Raw genomic sequence first — 16,693 nt, forward strand, 5'->3', positions numbered from 1 at the left:
TGTGGTGTGGCCACACCTTGTGACACGAGACGGCGATCTTGTCGGCGTGCTGGCCGGGAGTCAGGCCGCCGGAGTCGACGGGCTCGCCGAGGGGTCGGCGGACGGGGCCGTGGACGGCTCCGCGGACGGGTCCGGGGTGGGCTCGGCCGGGGGCTCGTACGGAATGGCGCTGCCCTTCACGTACTCCTCCCACGGCTTGTCCCAGTCGGTCCAGCCGTTGCCGTAGTCGAGCTTGCGCGGCGTGCCGACGGTCGTCAGCGGCGTGCCGACCAGCGTGTTGTTGAACAGGTACGCCGCGTTGGCCATGGAGACGTTCACGCAGCCGTGCGACACGTTGCGCTTGCCCTGGTGCTGCACCGACCACGGCGCGGCGTGGATGAACTCGCCGCCCCAGGTCAGCCGCTGCGCGTAGTCGATGTTCGTGCGGTAGCGGTTGGCCGGGTTCGGGTCGTCCATCGTGTCGAAGACGGTCTTCCGCTTCTTCTCGATGACGATCATCGTGCCGCTGGACGACGGCATCGTCGGCCGCCCCAGGCTGACCGGGATCGTCTTGACCGCCTTGCCGTCCTTCAGCACCGTCATCTGGTGGGTCTTGTCGTTGACCCTCAGCTGGATGTCCGGACCCACGCTGCACACCAGCGTCGAGTCGCGGCGGCCGTAGTAGTCCCCGCCCAGCGGCAGGCCACCGGCCCGCACGTGCACGAAGACCTTCGTGCCGGCCTTCCAGAACACCTTCGGGCGCCAGTGCAGCTCGGTGCCCGAATACCAGGTCCAGACGCCTTCCTGGAACGGCTCCGTCGACACCAGCAGCCGGCGCTGGAACGCGGCCCGCTGCGCCTTCGGGATGGTCCGGCCCGTCTTGAAGATCAGCACCATGCCGACGCCGATCACGGCGTTGTCGGCCAGGAAGCTGCTGACGCCGACCTGCTTGCTCGCGGGCGGCTTGGCCATGGTCGTGAACGTCGCGGTCGCGGTCGCCGGCTTGCCGTCGTCACCGGTCGCGGTCACCGTCGCGGTGTACGTCGCGCCGTACGCCAGGGCCTTCTCGGGCAGCCAGCCGGCGCCGTCCGGGTGCATCGCGCCCTTGACCTCGGCGCCGTTGGCGTCCTTCAGCGAGACCTCGGTCGTCTGCGCCTCCGTCGCGGCGAACACGATCTCCGTGCCGGCCGGCACGTTCTTGGCGTCCGCGGCCGGACCGGAGATGGTCACGCTCGCCTTGGGCGGCGTCTCCTGCGGCTTCTCGCCGCCGTCGCCGCCGCCGTTCCAGATCGGCGACTTGTCGCCGGTGCAGGCAGCCAGGCCGGTCACACCGGCGACACCGGCGCCGGCGAGGCCGAGCGCGGTCAGCGCGCGCCGCCGGGTCAGCTTCGGGGTGGTCGGGGTGTCGGGGGTGGGCATAGCGTCCTCACATCGTTGAGGGGTGTGCGCGGCACAACGTCATCCATCCTGCCTCAATGACGCTCCGCACGGGGGTGCGAGTTGCCCGCAGTGAGTCTTCACACCGTACATCCGGGCAGCTACCAGACTATCGGGCAGCCGGGGTCGGAGACATGGCCGAGGGCGCGGGAACGGCGCTCGGGGCCACACCCGGGGCCGCGCTCGGGGACGGGGACGGCGAGGCCGACGAGACCGGCGGGTTGACCGCCTCCGGGCGCAGCTCGTCCGGGATCGGCAGCGCGCTGCCCTTCACGAACTCCTTCCAGCTCAGGTCCCAGGCGGTGAAGCCGTTGCCCTTCTCCAGCTTCACGCCCGTGCCCTTGACCGTCACCGGGTCGCCGACGTGCGTGTTCTCGAACAGCCACACCGCGTTGCCGGGGGAGACGTTCAGGCAGCCGTGCGACACGTTGCGCCGGCCCTGGTCTCCCACGCTCCACGGCGCCGAGTGGATGAACTCCCCGCCCCAGGTCAGGCGCTGGGCGTACTGGATCGCCACCCGGTACTGGTCGCCCGGCTCGCCGGTGGTGTCGAAGATGGTGGACGCCTGCTTGTCCATGATCACCATGGTGCCGGAGGAGGAGGGGGTGCTCGCCTTGCCCAGGCTCACCGGCATCGACTTGACCTTCTTGCCGTTGCGCAGGACGTCGATGTGCTTGTCCGAGTTGCGGACGACCAGCTCCAGCTTTTCGTCGGTGATCTTCGCGGCGGCGCGGCGGTCGTCGTCCCCGTAGCGGCCCTCGCCCATCGGGACGCCCTTCAGGGCCGCGCGGACGGTGAGTTTGGTGCCCGGCTTCCAGTACTGCGGGGCGCGGTAGGTGACCTGGCGGCCGCTCATCCAGTGCCATACACCCGGCTGGGGTGGTGTCGTTTCGACGAAGAGGCGCTTCTCCACCGCTGCTCGGGCGGACTCGGGGATCTGCTCGGAGAACTCGACGACGACGGGCATCGCGACGCCGTAGGTGTGGTCGTCGAAGAGGTACATGCCGGTGCCGACCTGGCGCTGCGGCTCGGGCATGGTGGTGAAGGAGGTCTGCGAGGTGACGGCCCTTCGGCCGTCGGTCGCGACGGCGGTGACCGTGTAGGCGGTCTTGTACTGGAGCGGCTTTTCGGGGACCCAGGTGGTGCCGTCGGGGCGCATTCGGCCTGCGACCAGCTTGCCCTTGGCGTCGGCGACGTGCACCGAGCGGACGGCGGCGTTGGTGGCGGTCAGGCCGATCTCGGTGCTGACCGGGAGGTCCTTGGTCTCGGCGGCGGGGGTCAGTTCGAGGGTCTGCGCGGGTGGGGCGGGGGGTGGGTTCTTGGCGGCGGTGACGCCGGTGGGTTCGCTGTCGCATGAGGCCAGCGTGGGTACGAGGAGAGCGGCGGCGACCGCCGCGACGCCGAGCCTGCGGAGTGCACGCATACGCCACCTGCCTGGATCCTGGTGAAATGTCCCGGTTCACATCCTGCCGTAGGGGAGTGGGGGTTGTGGTGGGTTCCGACGGATTCTCGGGATCGTGGCGCAAGATGATCTTCGAGTGAGGGCGGTCACAGGTTGCTCTGTGTGACGGTCTCGGGTGGGTTGAGGGTCGGCTGAGCTGGGGCGATATGGACGGTTCGTGGTGGTACGGCGGATGGGTTTGGGGGGATTTGGCGGCACGGGCGGGCGGTCGGTTAACCGATTGGAGATCCGCCGGATCGTCGTGCTAAGGTTCTCTCCGTTGCCAACGAGCGCCGCTAGCTCAACTGGCAGAGCAGCGGACTCTTAATCCGCGGGTTCGGGGTTCGAGTCCCTGGCGGCGCACAGCGAAAGCCCCGTCTGACCTGGTCAGACGGGGCTTCTGGCATTCCGGGGATGGCTGGGATGCGGTCCGGGTGTGCTCAAGGTGTGCTCGGATGTGCCGTGACCTGTTGATATACGCCGTCAGTTGCCGTCATCTCTCGGCTTTGATCTTGTTGCGAGCTTTGGTCGGGGATCGGACGGCTGTCGTTTCCGTGACGCCCTTCGAAGAGTGCACAGAGTGGTTCAAGTGGATCTCAGGACGACCGCCGCCCGAGCCGATTCGGCACGCGATGCGCAGTTGGCCGGCCGCTACCCGTTCCGGTAAGCCGCCCAGGTACAGGCGGCCTCAGCGACTTCGACCTTCCACTGTTGGGGGTCGGCGATGGCGATCTCGGCCCACAGCCGTCGGGCGGCGGTGACGAAGGTCGTTACCGCTTGCTCGGAGGCAGCGGCGAAGGCGGGAGAGTCCTGGCACCACAGCTCGGCGTCCTTAGGCGTGTGGCCTGCGTGGATGAGTTGTAGTCCCACGCAGGCGGTGTCGAACCAGGGTGCGGCGAGGGTCGGCCACGCCCAGTCAATGAACTTCGCGGTGCCGTCGATCAGGATGTTGTGGCGATGCAGATCCGTGTGCGCGACGGTCGTCCCAGCGAGCAGATGCGCGTGGTCGCCTGCGTAGCCGCGCCAGCGATCTTCGGCGGTGCGCAGCATGAGCCCGTCAGGGGCGGGTATGGCGTTGAGGGCCTGCAGGCTCGCGGTGATCTTCGACAGGTCCGGCGAGCCGGGGCTCAAATCGGCGTGTTGAGCGTCGAGGTACCGGAAGCCGAGCACGTCCCAGCCGTCGGCGGCCACGTGGAAGGCGAGCGGTGCCGACACGTGCCGGACGTGGGAGTTGATCGCGGCCTCGTTACTCTGGGTCCAGACGGCCCGCTTGTGGTCGGCGGGGACGCCCTTGAGGAAGTAGCGGTCGCGCGTGGTGTGCATGACCATGCCGACCAGGCAGTTGTGCCCGGTGCCGACCTGCTCGGCACGGATGAAGGACCCCGCCTCGGCCTCGATCAGGTGGCGCAGGCCGGCGGGAAGGTCTTGCCATGACACGCGCGGATTCAGGATCTGCTCCTTCGCTGGGCCGCTTGCTGGCGGCGAGGTTACCGGGGTGGTGGAGGGCGGTCCCAGCGCCCACGCCGGGACCACCCTCGTCGGTCGTCAGTACGGGTTGTCGTCGCTGGAGTTGCAGTTGCACTTGTTCGCGGCCAGGACGGTCTGCTCGACGTTGACGAACTCGATCTCCGTCGCCTCAGGCCGTGGCTGCGGACGCTGGGACAGCGCGACCATGACCGGTGCCGGCCGGGTCGCTGTGGCTGTCGGTGCCATTGACAATCACCTCCCCACTTTCTCGGTGCTGGCAGTAGCGCTCCATCGGCGACTTCGCCTGCCGGTACAGCCGGACCAGCGGCATGCACGTGTTGCACGTGCCCTGCACACTGCAGCCGCTGCACCCGCCGGTCCTGGCGAGCAGGCCGTCGGCGATGCCGCCGAGTCGGCGCAGGCCCTCCACGCCTTCGGCGAGGAGGTCGATGTTGGGGTCACGGCCGACCTTGCAGATCGACGCCATGCCGTGCGGGTCCACGTGGAAGAACGTGTGCCCAGCGTTGCAGCCGGTGAACGGCTTGCGGGCTTTGAGCAGCGGCATCGACTGCGCGGGCAGGCTCCGGGCGCTGCCCATGATCGTCGGAGAAATGTTCGAGAACACGTGGTAGGGCAGCCCGAACCCCTCGGCGAGCGCGATCATGCCGTCGACCTCGGCGTCGTTGGTCTTGGTAACGACGAGGTTGAGGTTCATGGTCAGCCCGGCCCCGCTGGCGGCGGCCAGGCCCCGGTGGAACTTGTCGAACGCTCCCCTGCGGCGCACGAGCGCGTCGTAGCTGTCGGCCGTGGCACCGTAGACGCTGATCGTGATGTGATACGCCGGTCGGGTTCGCAGCAGGTCGAGGATCTCCGGCTTCCACAGCCGCGACGCGTTGGTCGAGATCGAGATCATCATGCCGAGGTCCCACGCGTGCGTGTAGGTCTCGGTGAACAGCTTGTCGATCAGCGGCTCGCCGCCGGTCAGCTGCAGCCACACCACCCCGGCGTCACGCAGGATGTGCAGGAGCCGGACCCGCTGTTCCCAGGCCAGGCCCTCGAAGCGCTTGATGTCGAGGTAGCAGTGCTCGCAGTCGTAGTTGCAGCCGAGATTGAGCTCCCACGACGCCCGCCCGTAGCCGTAGCCGTAGTTGCTGGGCTGGCGCACGGTCACGACCTGGTTGACGGGCTTATCACGCAGGCGTAGCCCCCAGCCGTTCATGGCGGCGTTGCCCAGCCAGTCCGGTACTGGGCCGTGACGCGCGGACAGGTCGCGAAGCTGCTCGTAGTGCCCGGCGGGAATGCGCATGCCCTGCTCGCTGCCGGGTTTGAGGATGAGATGGCCGTCGTCGAGGAACGGGGTGGCGATGAGCTGGTGCATGTCGATCACCTCCTGAGGGAGTGGGGTAGTGGGCGGCTGCCTGGCTGGCGACCGCCCGGAGTTCCGGCCCTTGGGTCAGCCGGACTGGCGCGAGTCCATCAGCGCGGTCGTGGTGGTCCCCTGGGCGTGCAGTCATCCCTCCTTGGCCCGCTGGTTAGCTGTGAATGACGGCATCGCTCGACGGCGTCAGGGCGATGAGCTGGCCCTATGTGTCCGGTCTCCACCCGACGTGCCGAAGGCGTGAAACATTGATCTCACCCCGGCACCGAAGTCCCCACCAGCGCCGATCAGCTCCATGGGCCGTCGGCGAGGAAGCTGGCGATCATGACCGAACAGTGCGGCATGCGCCGTGGCACGCTGAGCGCAAGGCTCCAGCTCCCGGCAGGACAGACACCGCCCGCCGACGTCGGAGCGCAGATGTTCGGCGATGACACGGTGGGCCGCGTCGACGCCGAGGAGTGCGGCGGCCGGCACCGTGGCTCGGATCGGCTTCACGGCTGACTCTTTCCGGCGGTCGGGGCGGCGGACCAACCTTGAACGATCTGCTGGATCGCCGCGCGGCCTTCGTTGTTGAGCTGCAAGGTAAGGCCTCGGGCGGGGCGTACCTGGTTCATCAGCCGTTCGCCCATCATCAGGTGCAGAGTTGAGGTCACCGCCTCCACCGACACGTCCGGTAGCGATCCGGCAAGCTCACGGATGGTCCAAGCCCGGCCGGGCTCAGCGAGCAGGACCTTGTAAATCTGCAGGCGGGGAACGCTGCACACCGTCAGCACCTTGGCATGTCGTGGCTTCATGAGAGGTCGCCATCCTGCACTGCCTGAGCCCACTGAGCTTGAGAGCACGGAAACCGGGCGAATGTACAGGTGAACTCGTAACAGCCCTGGCACAGGCGGTCTTCGTCGGGCGTGCACCAGCAGGATCGAGCGCGCATCCATCTCGATGCCACCGTCCGGCTTGTCAGCTGTGATGATCATGACCATGGTCCTGTTCTGGCGTCCAGGGCCAGGACCTCAGTGGTGCTCCACCCGGCGTCGATGAGCGCGTCGAAGGCCCAGCTGTAGGTCGTGCACGGGAACATCTCGTGGCAGTTGAGGCACCGATCGCCCTCTGGCCACGAGATCGGGCAGTGCACCCGCGCGAGATGCTGCGCCTGAGGAAGGCACGCCCTGGTCGGCTTGATTGCGTTCGCTACGGCGTTCACCGCTGAACCCTCCCGTCGTCACGCGATGCGCCCGGCCGGACGGAGGCGGTGTCACGTCCGGCCGGGGCCTTCTCCCGCAGCCGGGGCGCCGCGGTGCGTGGCGGTGCCGGGTAGCGGGATCGACGGGGATGCCCGTCGATCAGTAGCTTGGCGGCTGCGGCTTGTAACCATGAAGCGGACAGGCGTCAGCCGTTGTCGGCAGACAACGGCAGACAGTCAGGTGCCGAGGGTGGGCCGGACCCGTTAGGGTCGTTCCATGCAGGTGGGCGGCCGTCGGGCCAGCGAGTGGACGATTCACGGCGAGCGGGTGGTCGACGACACCCGGCGTGCGGCGCTGAGCATCGCCGACGTCGAGCTGCCCAACGGAGTCCGCTTCGAGCAGTACGTGCTCCGCGTGCCGACAGCGGCAATGGTGATCGTGGTCGATGACGCCGAGCGCGTGCTGATGATGTGGCGCCATCGCTTCATCCTCGACCGCTGGGTGTGGGAGTTGCCCGGCGGCTACATCGATCCTGATGAGGACCCGGCCGTGTGTGCCGCACGCGAAGTCGAGGAGGAGACAGGCTGGCGGCCACGAACTCTGGAGCCGCTGGTGACCTTTCAGCCAATGGTGGGCACCATCGACCAGACAAACCTCGTCTACCTGGGGCGCGGGGCCGACCACATCGGCACCGCACCCGACGTCAACGAGGCCGAACGAGTCGAGTGGATCCCCCTCGACGACATCGAGCGTCGGATACGCCTAGGCGAGATCGTCGGCGCGGGCTCCGTCGCAGGCCTGCTCGCCGTCCTTCTACTGAGAGCGCAGGGCAAGCTCTAGACGGCAGTTAGCACGGGGCGAGCCCGTTCGGTGAACTCACGCACGGCTGGCAGACCGACGTGCTTGGCAAGCCGGTCCGCCAACTCGCCCAGGTAGTCGCGAGCACGCATCGAATCCAGCCCTTCGGCCGCGTCGACCGCCTGCATGCCCACCGCGCTCGCCTGATCGAGATCGCCTGCCTGGGCGTGTGCGGTCGCCAGCAACGCCAGGTTGAACTGCTTGCCACGCGCGTAATGCCGGCCGTCCATGTCGAGGGAGCGCTCGGCGAAACGACGCGCGAGGTCACCACGGCCCAGGGCGGCGAAGCAGTGGCCGAACTTGGCCGCTAGATACGACTCGTCGAAGTACCCGATCCACTGCGGGGCGCTGGTGCGATCGGCCTTGTCGAACGCGCGCTTAGCCCGGTCCAGAGCCTTGGCGCAGGCCGCCTCGTCCCCACCCGAGGCATGACCCTGCGCTTTGAGAACCGCGGACTCGGCCTCGATCGCCTTGATCCCCGCCTCTGCGGCGACCCGGCCCGCCGCACGGGCAAGATCGACCGCATGTGCCGAAGCTTTGAGATAGGCGGCTTGATGGCTCATCGCCGCTAGGATCTCGGCACCCAGGGCTCGGTCACCGGCACCATATGCCAGCCGCAGCGCCTGGATCATGTACCGCTGAGCCAGCCCGTTCATGCCGATGTCGTACGACGCCCACCCGGCCAGCTGCGTCGCCTCAGCCGCAGCCGACAGCAACGCCCGGCCCGTGTTCGCGTCGTACCTTCCTTGCAGCATCGCGGCCACCTCTCCTTGGAGGAACCGCACGATGCTCTCCCGCACATGGCCGCCACCGAACTGGTTGTCGAGCGTGCGGTACGTGGCAGTGATCCGCTTGACCGTCTCGACGTCGGGTTCACCGATCAGGCGATCACCGTCGCCGGACGGGCGTTCGTCCATCGGCGAGACAAGCCACCGCATTGCAGGCGCCATGAAGGCCGTGGCGCTGAACCCGACCGCCCGGAGCATCTTCCGCCGCTGCACATCTTCCTGCCAAAGGTCTACGGCGAGGGCGACACCCTGTCGCCAATCCGGCGCAAACTCTAGCCCCAGACCACTGGGGGCGTCGTGGTCGCGAGCATCTTTGTGTCCGCTGCTGTCGGCTGACATCTCCCGCACCATGGCTGACAATTCGCCATTGCCGCCAAGTGCGCCGTCCAGCAGTAACGCGACCGATACGCTCGGCTGCTTCTTGCCAGCTTCCAGGTCCCACAAGAACCCATGAGAGCAGTGCACCTGCTGGCCAAGACGCCGCAGAGAGACTCCTCGCTGCTCGCGCAACTCCTTGAGTCGCGAAGGAAAAGCTGGGTCGACAAGAACAGATCGTCGCGGCATGCCCCTCTCCCTGGCGACGAAGCTCATTTCGTGGGTGGTGCGGGGGTTCACGCCCGGGATTTCCTAAAAGGCTTGACGCGAACCGACTGCATTGACAACCGTACCCAAGGATCGATCATCAGTCACGAACGAAGCCGACGGAACGGGTGCCGTGAATTCGGAGTTCAGGAAACAGCTCGCCGAAGGGGTTCGATTGATGGAGCAGATGGTCGTACTGAGGCTCGGCTCGTTCGTAAAGCACATGATGGCAACGGGGTGAGGGACGCCGTGGACGAAATCGAGTTGGCCGCGTTGACCACCTTCGGCGCCGATGAGGCACTGGCTGTCGTTCGTAGGGCGCTGGCCGGAACCCGGTTCGCTGATGCCGACCTCACGGTCCTGAGGCCACCGGCTGACAACGCCGTTGTCGCGGTGCCTGCCGCTGGACTCGTCGCGCGTGTCGGCGCTGTGCGCGCTCGCCGAGAGCGTTTGCGGACCGAACTGGAGCTGGCGACGTGGTGCGAAAGCAGGGGAATCCAAACGGTCAGACCCGCCGGGTCACCGCCGACTGAGCAACTGCTCCAAGTCGACGGCCGCATCGTCACCTGGTGGCAGTATCTGCCGACGGCGGAACGGGGCACCGCCCAAGCCCTGGGCCGACTGCTGAGGCAGCTACACCGGCAGCCTCCGCCGTGGCCCGACCTGCCGCCACTCAACCCCTGGAACCGCGTCCGCCGGCAGCTGTCGGCCGCAGCGAGCGGGATACCGGCCGCCGACCTGGCGGGCCTTGTCGATCTTCGTGACGAACTCGACCGTCGATGGTCGGCATCGCGGTGGCCCGCTGAACCGAGCGCGATCCTGCATGGCGACGCGCACGTGGGTAACACGCTTTCGATTGCCGGACAGGTGCACCTCCTCGACTTCGAAGACAGTTGCCTCGGCCCCAGGCAGTGGGACATCGCTTACGTCATCGGTTCGTGGCGCCTGGGATGGCTCACCGACGCCGAGTTCGACCAGTTCGTGGCCGCTTACGGCGATGACCTCCGCGACGACGCGGACATCGACCTCCTTGTCGACATATCGCTGTTCCGTCGCACGTGCTGGTACGCGTCCCGCGCCAGCCGCGAGCCCCAGATTGTCGATGCCGTCCGTCACCGGATCGCCACGCTGCTGGACCCATCGCTGCGGCGCGACTGGCGTCGATCGTGACGGCTTGGAGCTGACGGCGCCGGTGACCTGCTCACTGCTCGGCTCGACTGTCACCTCGCAGGGGAGGGGTGAACAGCCCAGCCGCAGGCGACCAGTGCTCGAAGGATGAGCGTGATGACCAGTCGGGGTCGGCCGAGTCGTACGGCGAGTTGGGCGATGGAGACCGTGCCCATGCGGTGCATGAGTTCCATGACGTCGCCCATGTCACGGCACAGCGGTGTGGTAGGCGAGACCGTGTAGGCGGTGGCGGTCAGCCGCCATGTGGGGGCGATCTCATTGTCGTGCGACATGGCCTGGCTGTGTGAGTTCGTGTCGCAGCGCGTAATGAGTCGCTGGGCTGTTGTCACGGCTGTGCAGGGCCAGCTGTCAGCGGCGCAGCGTTGCTGGTCGCAGCGCTTGCCGGTCGGGTCTGGCTGGTGTCGGTGTAGCAGCTGTTGGGCGTCGCGGTAGGCCTGGTCGTGTCGCCGGGTCATGAGCGCTCCTTGGGTCGCCGTGCGGGAAACCCATGGACGCTCGTGAGTGCGCGTAGATCAAGTGGTGGCCGTCGTTAGCGGTGTGCCCTCGCGGGCACCGAGTCGGCCGTCGAGTGAGCTGGCCTGTGCCGGAACGCGACTTCGAGTTTCTTGGAGTGCCTGGAGGCTTCGCACTCGTCCAGCTGGCCTCGCGCAAGCTGGTTGACCGGATGGCTCCCGCCGGCATCCGCAGTCTGTGCCGCGGCAAGTTCGCTGTGGTCTGAGCCGGGTCCGAGCCAACCCTTCAGCATGGAGTAGCCCGCTGACAGGCCATGATCGCTGATCATGGTCTTGAACTGCACTGTCAGCGAAGCCGAGATTTCTGTCAGCGAAGGGTCGGCCGGTAGACGTTCGTGGCGGAGCCAGTGGCGACCCAGATGGGGGTGCGCGCTCCGGACCCGCGCTTTCGATCATGCGTCAACGGTTGTTGCGGCACTCTCGATCTTGCGTCAACGACTGTTGCGCGTAGGTGATCTTGCGTCAACGGTTGTTGCATATTAAAGATCTTGGGCGTCAACGACTGTTGCAAGAAGCCGATCTTGTGTCAACGGGCGTTGCAAGCCCTGCGTCGCGGCCGTCCACCGCTGACAGAGCAGCTCAGCGCAAGCCCGCGGCACCCCGGGCGCCGATCATGGTCCGGCTTCACGTAGGCCGCTGACAGACCGCTGACAGATCTATACAGGCAGGTCAAAGCTTCGTCGGCCGAGTCGCGCAGGTCCGGGCTGTCAGCGTCGCCACTGCGCTGACAGAAATGTTGATCACCGCTGTCAGCAAATCGTCGCGTTCGAAACCGCTGACAAACCCGATTACCAGATGTCAGCACTCCCAGCCCTACGACCTCCGGGCGTGCCGACGCACGCGAACCCCCGCCGGCCTGCGGTCCAGCTGCGGGCGCACCGGCCTAAGGAGACTCGCCATGCCCCGACCTGACGTGTGGACCGCCGAACGCATTCGTGCCCTCGGCGTGATCACTGACCTCGCCACCGCCGCGCGGATCCTGCGCATCGGCCGCACCCGCGCCTACCAGATGGCCCGCACCGGCACGTTCCCGATCGCGGTCGCCACCGGTGCCCGCAAGTACGCCGTACGCGTCATCGACCTGCTGCGCTACCTGCACCTGGAGCATCCACTTGATCACCCCGCGGGTCCGAGCGTCCATGGAACCCCACCCACCGGGAAGGAGCTGTCACCATGACCGACAAGGCCGTGTCGAAACGCTGCGGATGCCGCGACCTGCAGACCGGAAAACCGCTGGGCGCCCGCTGCCCGCGCCTGCGACGCAAGGACGGCGCGTGGAGCCCTGACCACGGCACTGGCGCCACCAACTCGACCTGCCCACCGACCCCGCCGGTGCCCGCCGCCTGGTACGCCGCAGCGGCTTCGCCACCCGCACCGACGCCGCCGCCGACAACGACCACATCCGCCAGCTTCTCGCCGCAGCCGCCGGCGACCCGGTCGCCGTCGAGGCGATCGTCGGGCAGATCCTGGCCGCCGGCACCCGCGGCCCGCTACCCGACCTCGCCCTGGTACGCCGCCGGGCCGCGGCTGGGGCCGCGCTCGACGGCGGCGCTACCCTGGCCGAGTACCTGCCCGCGTGGCTGGAACGCGCCGGGGTCGACGACAACACCCTGCGAGGCTACCGCTCGCACTGCGAGCGGTATCTGATCCCGCACCTGGGCCACATCCGTGTCGGGGACCTGCGCATCCGCCACATCCGGGCCATGTTCGAAGCCCTCGACCAGGCCAACGCCCACATCGTCGCCGCCCGCAACGACCCCGACCCGGCGGTACGCGACAGCGTGCGCGGCAAGCGCACCCAGTCCCCGGCGACCTACCCCCGGATCCGGGCCACGCTCAGCACCGCTATGACCACGGCCGTCAGCGAGGAACTGGCCGTCACCAACCCCGTCCGCGGGTACAAGATCCCCAAAGGCGCGCGGGCCAAGGCCCGGATCTGGACCCCCGAACGCGTCGCCGCCTGGCGCGAACGCGGCGATATCCCCAGCACGGTCATGGTCTGGACCGTCCAGCAGACCGGGCAGTTCCTCGACCACATCGCCGACGACCCGCTCTACGCCCTGTTCCACATCATCGCCATGCGCGGCCTGCGCCGAGGCGAAGCCGTCGGCCTGCGCCACGCCGACGTCGACCTCACCGGCCACCGCCTGATCATCACCAACCAGATCGCCCAGCACGGCTGGCAACCCGTCCAGAAGAAACCCAAGACCGGCGCCGGCGACCGGGTCGTCACCCTCGACGACTACAGCGCCGAAGTCCTCCACCTCCACCTGACCCGCCAGGCCACCCTCAAGAGACTGCGGGGCACGGCCTGGCACGACACCGGCATGGTGTTCACCGACCCCGGCGGCAAGCCGCTGCACCCGGCCACCGTTACCGACCTGTTCCGGCAACTCGCCGACGCCTGCGGGCTGCCGCCCATCCGGCTGCACGACCTGCGCCACGGCGCGGCCAGCATCGCCCACGCCGCCGGTGCCGACATCAAATCCATCTCCACCCAGCTCGGCCACTCCGGCATCGCGATCGCTGCCGACACCTACACCGAGGTCTTCGCCGAAGTCGACCGCAACACCGCCAACGCCGCCGCACGCGTAGTACCACGCACCCGGCGGCCCCTACGCGCACTCCCACAGCCCGACAACCGCGGCCACCTACGAGCCGCATAACCCCGCCCACAAGGCTCCTACCGCCCGAAACGCCGCGGGCCGGACCCATCCCCGGCCCGCGGCACACGGTCACCGCGCGACCGCCTCACCCAAGCGGAGGGCGACTGCGTACGTGTCGTCGCCGATCGCTGGACGCGCGAGGGATGAGAACTGATGATCGAAGGAGGAAGAAGCCATGCACAGGCACGTCGAACCTGGCCGTCCGCCAACCTTGTCCGGCTCGGCGCTGCCGGTGGGCACCGTCGCTGTGCGCGACCGAGCCCGCGGCCGTCTGGCGGATCGCTCGGGGCATCGCCTCTGCGGCCGGGTCGAGGATCGTCTAGACGCGAACCCCCAGACGATCCATCTGTCAGCGGACCATCCGCACGACCGCCCGGCTTTGTGGCCTTGCCGAAATGACCCCGACAACCCATGGGGTTCTCCCTGGGGGTGTCGGGCGTGAAAACAAGCAGCGAAGCGTTCCTGCGGCTGCAATCCAGGCTCACCCAACGTGACCGAACACTGCTGAACTGGCTCTACGACCACCAGGTCCTTACCACCGCCCAGATCACCAGCGCCCTGTTCCCGTCCCCGCGCTCGGCACAGCAACGGCTGCTCGAGCTGATGGAAATGAAGCTCGTCGACCGCTTCCGCGCCAACCGGCCCGGCGGCGGCACCTACCCCTGGTCCTACGTCATCGCCCACACCGGCGCCGTCATGATCGCCGCAAGACGCGGCCTCCAACCGCCCCGGCCGGCCGAGACTGCCCTAGCGAGGGCACGCATCGCGACCAGCACGCAACTGGACCACACCCTGGGTGTCAACACGTTCTTCACCGACCTCGCCGGCTACGCCCGCAGGAACCCGCCGGCCGAACTCATGTACTGGGAACCGACCATGTACCGCTACATCCACAGGCTGGAGCCCGACGGCTGGGGACGCTACCGCGAACCTGGTCATGACCTCAGGTTCTGGCTCGAGTACGACACCGGAACCGAACCCCTGACCACCCTGATCGACAAGATCAGCAGATACCGCTACAGCATAGACTCGACCTACCCTGCCTGGGCGATGTTGTTTCGGCTGCACTCGACACGCCGCGAGAACAACCTCCACCAGCGCATCCTGACACTGCCGTTCTGGACGCCCGTGGCCACCACTGCCGGTGACCGCCTCGACCTCCAACGACAGACGCCAGCCGACAGGGTCTGGGCCACGCCTGGCGAACCAGGCCTCGAGCGGCTCGCCGATCTCACTCGTCTGGAACAAGATCCGCGGGCCGCTGCATCTCCAGAGAGGGCAATCGCCGAGGAGACCAGACGTAGACGAGGACACACAGCTGAGCCGATCGAGGACCGCGACGACTACCTCGCAGACTGATGTCGACGTCTGCCGAATCCACCTGAAGTGTGTCGGGCGGGACGCGGAGTGCCGCGTCCCACCCCCTTGATTACACGGCGAAGTAACCGAGATCGCCAATGAGAAGCGTTCGGTCGAGGAAGCAGTTGTTGGACTCGCAACTTGTTTCAGGTAGCAGCACGCAGGCGTGGCAGGCGGCGAGATTGAGGTTGTCAGTCCCGCTCGCCTGGGACTCCATGCAGAGAGGGTCGTTGGAACACCAGGAGGCTCGCTCCAAGGAGGACCGCAGCGAGCGTCGAAGGCGCTCCAGCTCACCCTGGGCGACGACGCCGCCGAGGCTGCCAGCGGAGTCACTGGTGGCCGTATAGATGAGCAGACCCGCCATACCGTCACCAGCGTAGAGCCGCTCGCGCAGCGCGGAGGCCGGATATCCCGCGTCAAGGCTCCACTCGTTGATCAGGACATGAGCAAGCGTGTGGACAAGCAGGAACCGAGGCGTCACCGGAGATCGAACCGGCTGTCCGTCAGGGCGCGGCTGGGCGGCGGCACGTTCGTTCAAGAGGCGTAGATGGTTGTCGCGGATCTGGTCACTGCGGCGTCGTACGTCCGTGTTCGATTCCCATGAACGAAGGCGATTCTGGTCAAGTCGCAGGAACACTCCCTCGCCGCTGACCTCGACCGCCGGCAACCAGTCGGAATCGGCGGCGGCGAGCCGCGCGTGCCGTTGGTCGGAGTCCGCGTCCATCGGAGTGGCGCCACGTACGAAGGCGGCCAGTGCTCGCACCTCACGCAGCCGCTTGACCTGCATGACGTCGTCGACGCCGACGGCCTTCAGCGGCGTGAGATCACCTGAAGCTCTCTCGCAGACGAAAGTTTGCAGCTCTGAGCTGCTGTGCTCGCGGTTCTCCCGCCTCAGGCTCTCATACTCGTCGTGACGAAGCTTCGCATACGCGCTGATTCCCGTGCTGTCGCTTTCGTCGAGCGTCGGATCGGCCAGGTGCCGAACCAGATCGATCACGTCTTCGACACTCGCGTCGATCGCCTGCAACTTGCGCTGACGGCTGGAGAAGTACCAGCGGATGGTCTCCTCCGAGGCGTTGAGCAGGTCGTGCTCGTCCACAAGTCGGTGGAGGCCCTCGCTCCATGGCGGAATCGTCAAAGCGCTGTAGACGATCGGATGCCATATTGACGATGAGCCTCGTTGCATGACTCGCGTCTTCAGCGTGCACGTCTGCGGACCGGCCGATCTGAGCCACGGACTTCTGCCCTCGCATCGGATCCGGAGGTCTCGCAGTGCCTGCCTCCGGAACGCCCCGTCCATCGAAACTTCTGGGACGCCGCAGGTGCAGCTCACCACGACCGACCGTAGCGACGCCGCGCTGCCGTCCGACGTGAGTGCAAGGGTACCGCCGCAGTAACCGCCCGAATGTTCGCTACCGCGGTGAATCCACTTCCAGTAGGGGAAGTCGTCGAGGTGGCCATGGTCGCATGCGAGCACGAAGCGTGACGGCACGAGTCCGGTGCCGCAGTCGCGGCACGTCGCTTCCCCGACGGGAGAATTGAACTTCCGGAAGGGGAGCAGTGCCTTGCATTGCGGGCACGAGTAGTAGTCGGGAAACCGCCGGACGCGTACGCCGTCGGTGCCGCGATCGGGGTCGGGTGCGGGCGGTAGGCGGAAGTGGTCGACGCCGAGGACTCCGGCGAGGCGACGCTCGCGGATCTCGACGGCCTCGCTGACATCCCACGAGTCGAGGCCGGCTATCACGAAGGACTCGTTGTCGACGGCGATCAGCGCTCCGACGCCGTACGTGGTGATCAGCTGTGAGCGGCGGATTGCGCCCAGCCTGCGCGGCAAGGCCTGTGGGGGAGATCCGACGA

At 67.4% G+C, this 16,693-nt stretch carries 15 protein-coding genes and 1 tRNA gene; 7 read left to right on the forward strand and 9 right to left on the reverse strand.

The features are described from left to right. Positions 1–60: 60 nt before the first annotated feature. Entirely contained in the window at positions 61–1,398 is a 1,338-nt protein-coding gene (locus Cba03nite_RS22175) for an Ig-like domain-containing protein (protein WP_203749469.1), read from the reverse strand. Positions 1,399–1,525: 127 nt separating this feature from the next. Then, on the reverse strand, positions 1,526–2,839 hold the full coding sequence (locus Cba03nite_RS22180; RefSeq protein ID WP_203749470.1) for a L,D-transpeptidase: 1,314 nt from the start codon (positions 2,837–2,839) through the stop codon (positions 1,526–1,528). A gap of 308 nt (positions 2,840–3,147) precedes the next feature. Here Cba03nite_RS22180 and Cba03nite_RS22185 point away from each other — a divergent pair. Next, a tRNA-Lys gene (locus tag Cba03nite_RS22185) sits at positions 3,148–3,220 on the forward strand. Positions 3,221–3,508: 288 nt separating this feature from the next. Here Cba03nite_RS22185 and Cba03nite_RS22190 read toward each other — a convergent pair. From Cba03nite_RS22190 to Cba03nite_RS22195, 3 genes are all read right to left on the reverse strand, one after another. After that, positions 3,509–4,294 (reverse strand): protein kinase family protein, encoded by a 786-nt coding sequence (locus tag Cba03nite_RS22190; protein ID WP_203749472.1) that lies wholly within the window; start codon positions 4,292–4,294, stop codon positions 3,509–3,511. 108 nt (positions 4,295–4,402) lie between these two features. Further along, complete coding sequence (locus Cba03nite_RS40385) at positions 4,403–4,531, reverse strand: hypothetical protein (RefSeq protein WP_275411611.1); 129 nt, start codon at positions 4,529–4,531, stop codon at positions 4,403–4,405. Further along, the gene (locus tag Cba03nite_RS22195) at positions 4,494–5,702 is read right to left on the reverse strand and encodes a radical SAM protein (protein ID WP_203749474.1); all 1,209 of its coding nucleotides are present in this window, start codon (positions 5,700–5,702) and stop codon (positions 4,494–4,496) included. Before Cba03nite_RS22195 ends, Cba03nite_RS40385 begins: the two co-directional genes overlap by 38 nt. A gap of 324 nt (positions 5,703–6,026) precedes the next feature. Here Cba03nite_RS22195 and Cba03nite_RS22200 point away from each other — a divergent pair, with 324 nt between their 5' ends. Continuing rightward, positions 6,027–6,203 carry a hypothetical protein gene (locus Cba03nite_RS22200; RefSeq protein ID WP_203749476.1) on the forward strand — a complete coding sequence of 59 codons (177 nt, stop codon included), beginning with the start codon at positions 6,027–6,029 and terminating at the stop codon, positions 6,201–6,203. Here the strand turns inward: Cba03nite_RS22200 and Cba03nite_RS22205 are convergent. Then, positions 6,194–6,676 (reverse strand): hypothetical protein, encoded by a 483-nt coding sequence (locus tag Cba03nite_RS22205; protein ID WP_203749478.1) that lies wholly within the window; start codon positions 6,674–6,676, stop codon positions 6,194–6,196. The genes Cba03nite_RS22200 and Cba03nite_RS22205 overlap by 10 nt on opposite strands. Positions 6,677–7,159: 483 nt before the next feature. On the opposite strand from Cba03nite_RS22205, the gene Cba03nite_RS22210 reads away from it, so the two are divergent. Beyond that, on the forward strand, positions 7,160–7,723 hold the full coding sequence (locus tag Cba03nite_RS22210; RefSeq protein ID WP_203749481.1) for an NUDIX hydrolase: 564 nt from the start codon (positions 7,160–7,162) through the stop codon (positions 7,721–7,723). Here the strand turns inward: Cba03nite_RS22210 and Cba03nite_RS22215 are convergent. Then, positions 7,720–9,120 carry a helix-turn-helix domain-containing protein gene (locus Cba03nite_RS22215; RefSeq protein WP_203749484.1) on the reverse strand — a complete coding sequence of 467 codons (1,401 nt, stop codon included), beginning with the start codon at positions 9,118–9,120 and terminating at the stop codon, positions 7,720–7,722. The two genes, Cba03nite_RS22210 and Cba03nite_RS22215, sit on opposite strands and share 4 nt — an antisense overlap. A gap of 240 nt (positions 9,121–9,360) precedes the next feature. Between Cba03nite_RS22215 and Cba03nite_RS22220 the strand changes: the two genes are divergently transcribed. Then, on the forward strand, positions 9,361–10,281 hold the full coding sequence (locus Cba03nite_RS22220) for a phosphotransferase enzyme family protein (protein WP_203749487.1): 921 nt from the start codon (positions 9,361–9,363) through the stop codon (positions 10,279–10,281). 50 nt (positions 10,282–10,331) lie between these two features. Here Cba03nite_RS22220 and Cba03nite_RS22225 read toward each other — a convergent pair whose 3' ends face one another. Further along, on the reverse strand, positions 10,332–10,754 hold the full coding sequence (locus tag Cba03nite_RS22225; RefSeq protein WP_203749490.1) for a hypothetical protein: 423 nt from the start codon (positions 10,752–10,754) through the stop codon (positions 10,332–10,334). A gap of 955 nt (positions 10,755–11,709) precedes the next feature. Here Cba03nite_RS22225 and Cba03nite_RS22230 point away from each other — a divergent pair. The 3 genes from Cba03nite_RS22230 to Cba03nite_RS22240 all read left to right on the forward strand — a co-directional run bounded on the left by Cba03nite_RS22230 (position 11,710) and on the right by Cba03nite_RS22240 (position 14,836). After that, positions 11,710–11,988 carry a helix-turn-helix transcriptional regulator gene (locus Cba03nite_RS22230; RefSeq protein WP_203749493.1) on the forward strand — a complete coding sequence of 93 codons (279 nt, stop codon included), beginning with the start codon at positions 11,710–11,712 and terminating at the stop codon, positions 11,986–11,988. A 526-nt stretch (positions 11,989–12,514) separates the two neighbouring features. Next, complete coding sequence (locus Cba03nite_RS22235; RefSeq protein ID WP_203749496.1) at positions 12,515–13,477, forward strand: tyrosine-type recombinase/integrase; 963 nt, start codon at positions 12,515–12,517, stop codon at positions 13,475–13,477. A 438-nt stretch (positions 13,478–13,915) separates the two neighbouring features. Next, positions 13,916–14,836, forward strand: coding sequence for a replication-relaxation family protein (locus tag Cba03nite_RS22240; protein ID WP_203749499.1), 921 nt, complete (start codon positions 13,916–13,918; stop codon positions 14,834–14,836). Between the two features lie 70 nt (positions 14,837–14,906). Here Cba03nite_RS22240 and drmB read toward each other — a convergent pair whose 3' ends face one another. After that, on the reverse strand, positions 14,907–16,670 hold the full coding sequence (drmB, locus tag Cba03nite_RS22245) for an MrfA Zn-binding domain-containing protein (protein ID WP_203749502.1): 1,764 nt from the start codon (positions 16,668–16,670) through the stop codon (positions 14,907–14,909). Between the last annotated feature and the right edge of the window lie 23 nt (positions 16,671–16,693).

The sequence above is a fragment of the Catellatospora bangladeshensis genome, from assembly GCF_016862575.1.
GTDB classification, from domain to species: Bacteria; Actinomycetota; Actinomycetes; order Mycobacteriales; family Micromonosporaceae; genus Catellatospora; species Catellatospora bangladeshensis.

What these genes read in the sequence shown, in the direction of transcription:
- Cba03nite_RS22175 (WP_203749469.1), bottom strand. Translation starts at nt 1,398, where the DNA reads ATGCCCACCCCCGACACCCCGACCACCCCGAAGCTGACCCGGCGGCGC.
- Cba03nite_RS22180 (WP_203749470.1), bottom strand. Translation starts at nt 2,839, where the DNA reads ATGCGTGCACTCCGCAGGCTCGGCGTCGCGGCGGTCGCCGCCGCTCTC.
- Cba03nite_RS40385 (WP_275411611.1), bottom strand. Translation starts at nt 4,531, where the DNA reads ATGGTCGCGCTGTCCCAGCGTCCGCAGCCACGGCCTGAGGCGACGGAG.
- Cba03nite_RS22195 (WP_203749474.1), bottom strand. Translation starts at nt 5,702, where the DNA reads ATGCACCAGCTCATCGCCACCCCGTTCCTCGACGACGGCCATCTCATC.
- Cba03nite_RS22200 (WP_203749476.1), top strand. Translation starts at nt 6,027, where the DNA reads ATGACCGAACAGTGCGGCATGCGCCGTGGCACGCTGAGCGCAAGGCTC.
- Cba03nite_RS22205 (WP_203749478.1), bottom strand. Translation starts at nt 6,676, where the DNA reads ATGATCATCACAGCTGACAAGCCGGACGGTGGCATCGAGATGGATGCG.
- Cba03nite_RS22210 (WP_203749481.1), top strand. Translation starts at nt 7,160, where the DNA reads ATGCAGGTGGGCGGCCGTCGGGCCAGCGAGTGGACGATTCACGGCGAG.
- Cba03nite_RS22215 (WP_203749484.1), bottom strand. Translation starts at nt 9,120, where the DNA reads ATGAGCTTCGTCGCCAGGGAGAGGGGCATGCCGCGACGATCTGTTCTT.
- Cba03nite_RS22225 (WP_203749490.1), bottom strand. Translation starts at nt 10,754, where the DNA reads ATGACCCGGCGACACGACCAGGCCTACCGCGACGCCCAACAGCTGCTA.
- Cba03nite_RS22230 (WP_203749493.1), top strand. Translation starts at nt 11,710, where the DNA reads ATGCCCCGACCTGACGTGTGGACCGCCGAACGCATTCGTGCCCTCGGC.
- Cba03nite_RS22235 (WP_203749496.1), top strand. Translation starts at nt 12,515, where the DNA reads ATGTTCGAAGCCCTCGACCAGGCCAACGCCCACATCGTCGCCGCCCGC.